This is a genomic window from Cellulomonas rhizosphaerae, from assembly GCF_003470205.1.
Taxonomy (GTDB): domain Bacteria; phylum Actinomycetota; class Actinomycetes; order Actinomycetales; family Cellulomonadaceae; genus Cellulomonas; species Cellulomonas rhizosphaerae.
In genome coordinates this window covers 1-3,498 of the sequence record NZ_QWKP01000051.1, presented here as the reverse complement: position 1 = coordinate 3,498, position 3,498 = coordinate 1, and the positions used below count along the sequence as shown (strand labels likewise).

Annotated in this window: 2 protein-coding genes and 1 pseudogene; all 3 read left to right on the top strand. The window is 74.5% G+C overall.

Going from position 1 to position 3,498, the window contains the following annotated elements; genetic code table 11:
• A pseudogene (locus D1825_RS18375) lies at positions 1-411 on the top strand (helicase-associated domain-containing protein); the annotation flags it as partial.
• Positions 408-2,069 carry a DNA repair helicase XPB gene (locus tag D1825_RS00710; protein WP_118765617.1) on the top strand — a complete coding sequence of 554 codons (1,662 nt, stop codon included), beginning with the start codon at positions 408-410 and terminating at the stop codon, positions 2,067-2,069. The pseudogene D1825_RS18375 and the gene D1825_RS00710, both read left to right, overlap by 4 nt.
• Positions 2,070-2,121: 52 nt before the next feature.
• On the top strand, positions 2,122-3,498 hold a 1,377-nt coding region (locus tag D1825_RS00705; protein ID WP_199721439.1), incomplete at its 3' end, for a TPM domain-containing protein.

Sequence of the window (3,498 nt, the reverse complement as noted above, 5' to 3'; positions counted from 1 at the left end):
CGGGCCGCCGCGACCCGGCGCGCGGGCGCCGAGGCCCCGGCCGTGTCCACGCCCGCCGAGCTCACGGCCCTGGTCGCCCGGCTGCGAGCGCCCGAGCCCGTCGCGCCCGCCCGGGTGAGCGCCCCGGTGGCCGACGACGGAACAGACGAGCCCGGCGACGCGTTGGTGCTGCTGCGCGAGGCGGCCGCCGAGAAGGCGGACGTGTGGGTCGAGCTGGTGGGCCCCACCGGCAGACCGGAACGCCGGCTGCTGCGGCCCCTGCGCATCGACGGAGGACGGCTGCGCGCCGCCGACGTGCAGCGCGAGTCCGAGCTGACAGTCGCGGTGCACCGCATCGCGTCCGTCCGTCGCGCCCGACCCGTCGCCCCGCCCGAGGGCGACGGCGGCACCGCAGACGAGGAGACCGCGTGACCAACGGCCCGCTGATCGTGCAGAGCGACAAGACCCTGCTGCTGGAGGTCGACCACGACCAGGCAGACGCCTGCCGCCGTGCGATCGCCCCGTTCGCCGAGCTCGAGCGTGCGCCCGAGCACGTGCACACCTACCGCCTGACCCCGCTGGGCCTGTGGAACGCGCGCGCCGCGGGCCACGACGCCGAGCAGGTCGTCGACGTGCTGCTGCAGTACAGCCGCTACCCGGTCCCGCACGCGCTGCTCGTCGACGTCGCGGACATCATGTCCCGCTACGGGCGGCTGCAGCTCGTCCAGGACCCCGTGCACGGCCTCGTGCTGCACGCGCTCGACGCCGCGGTGCTCGCCGAGGTCACCCGCTCCAAGCGGACCGCGGGCCTGCTGGGCGCGCGGCTCGACGACACCGACGTGGTCGTGCACCCGTCCGAGCGCGGCCACCTCAAGCAGGTGCTGCTCAAGCTCGGCTGGCCCGCCGAGGACCTGGCCGGGTACGTCGACGGCGAGGCGCACGCGATCTCGCTCGACGAGGCCGGCTGGCAGCTGCGGCCGTACCAGAAGCAGGCCGTCGAGGGGTTCTGGCACGGCGGCTCGGGGGTCGTCGTGCTCCCCTGCGGCGCCGGCAAGACGCTCGTCGGCGCCGGGGCGATGGCCAAGTCGTCCACGACGACGCTCATCCTGGTGACCAACACCGTCTCGGCGCGGCAGTGGCGCGACGAGCTCATCAAGCGCACGTCGCTGACCGAGGACGAGATCGGCGAGTACTCGGGCGCCCGCAAGGAGATCCGCCCGGTCACGATCGCGACCTACCAGGTGCTGACCACCAAGCGGAAGGGCGTCTACTCGCACCTCGAGCTGCTCGACGCGCGCGACTGGGGCCTCGTGGTCTACGACGAGGTCCACCTGCTGCCCGCGCCGATCTTCCGCATGACGGCCGACCTGCAGGCTCGTCGGCGCCTCGGCCTGACGGCGACGCTGGTGCGGGAGGACGGTCGCGAGGACGAGGTGTTCTCGCTGATCGGGCCCAAGCGGTTCGACGCGCCGTGGAAGGACATCGAGGCGCAGGGCTACATCGCGCCGGCCGACTGCGTCGAGGTGCGCCTGACGCTCCCCGACCGCGACCGCATGCTCTACGCGACCGCCGAGCCCGAGGACAAGTACCGCCTCGCGGCGACCGCGCCGGGCAAGAACCACGTGGTGGAGAAGCTCGTCGCGAAGCACGCGGGCGACCAGATCCTCGTCATCGGCCAGTACCTCGACCAGCTCGACGAGCTCGCCGACCACCTGCAGGCCGACCTCATCACGGGCCAGACCCGCGTGGGCGAGCGGCAGCGGCTGTTCGACGCCTTCCGCACCGGCGAGATCCACAAGCTCGTGGTGTCCAAGGTCGCGAACTTCTCGATCGACCTGCCCGAGGCGTCCGTCGCGATCCAGGTCTCGGGCTCGTTCGGCTCGCGCCAGGAGGAGGCCCAGCGGCTCGGCCGGATCATGCGCCCCAAGGGCGACGGCCGCACCGCGCACTTCTACACGGTCGTCGCGCGCGACACCGTGGACCAGGAGTTCGCCGCGCACCGTCAGCGCTTCCTCGCGGAGCAGGGCTATGCGTACACGATCGTCGACGCCGAGGACCTGGACCCGGCCGCGGAGGCCGGGCAGGTCTGAGGGGCGGGACCCCCGCATTGCGGGGTGCCGCACCCGCCGTCAGGATCAACGGGTGCCCGCCCCTCGTCGTCGTCCCTCGAAGCTCGTCTCGCTGCTCCTCGGCCTCCCGCTGCTCCTCGGGGCCGCCGTGCTCCCCACGGTGGCCCCGCTGACGCTGACCGGCGAGATCACCGACCAGGTGGGCGCGCTCGACGGCAGCCAGGCGGACGTGCAGGCCGCCCTCGACCGGCTCGCACAGGACACCCCGTACCAGCTGTACGTCGTGTACGTCTCGGACTTCGGCGGCGCGGACCCGGTGGACTGGGTCCAGGACACCGCCGCGGCGTCCGGCCTGGGTTCGCGCGACGTCGTCCTGGCCGTCGCGACCGACGCGCGCCGGTACGCGCTCGCTCCGCAGTCCGTCGAAGGGCTGTCCAGCGGCCAGATGGAGGCCGCGGCGGCCGCCGCCGAGGACCACCTGCGGCAGGGCGACTGGGCCGGTGCGGCGATCGCCACAGCCGACTCCCTGCGCGAGCAGGCCACCGGCTCCGGCTCGTCCGGCGGCGGCGGGTTCGGCAACCTGTTCGTCATCGCGCTCGTGGCCCTCGCCGCGCTGCTCGGACTCCGGTGGCTGCTGGCGCGGCGGCGCCGGGCCACGGCCGGCAAGCCCGACGGACCGCCGGCGCCACCGGCCGACGAGCTCGCGGAGGTGCCGACCGCGGAGCTCGACCGGCGCTCCGCGTCGGCACTCGTGGCGATCGACGACGCCGTCAAGGCTTCCGAGGAGGAGCTCGGGTTCGCCCAGGCACAGTTCGGCGCCGCCGCGACCGCGGAGTTCGAGACCGTCCTCGGCGACGCGAAGTCGCAGGTCACCGAGGCCTTCCGGCTCCGTCAGACGCTGGACGACGAGATCCCCGACACCGACCCCCAGGTCCGGGAGACGGCGACCCGGATCCTGCGCACCTGCGCGACGGTCGCCGGCGCGCTCGATGCCCAGAAGACCGGCTTCGACCGCCTGCGCGACCTCGAGTCGCACGTCGGCGAGGCTCTCGACGAGCACGCCCGGACCGCCGCCCTCGCGCGCGGCAAGGTCGACCCGGCGCGCGCGACCCTCACCACGCTCGCGGCGACGTACCCGCCGGTGACGCTCGCGTCCGTCGCCCGCAACCCCGACCAGGCGGCGCAGCTGCTGGACGAGGTGGAGTCAGCGGTGGCGCGCGGTCACGAGGCGGTCGCGAGCGGCGAGCGCGGCACCGCCGTCGGGTACGCCCGAGCGGCCGAGGTGGCGCTCAGCCAGGTGGCCACGCTGCTCGGCGCGGTCGACCGGGCCGGGCCCGAGCTCGCGGCGGTCGGCGCGCGCCTCGACAAGGCGATCACGTCGATCTCCGCCGACCTCGCGGACGTCGACCGGTTGGCACCCGGGGACGCCGACGTCGCCGCCGCGGCCCAG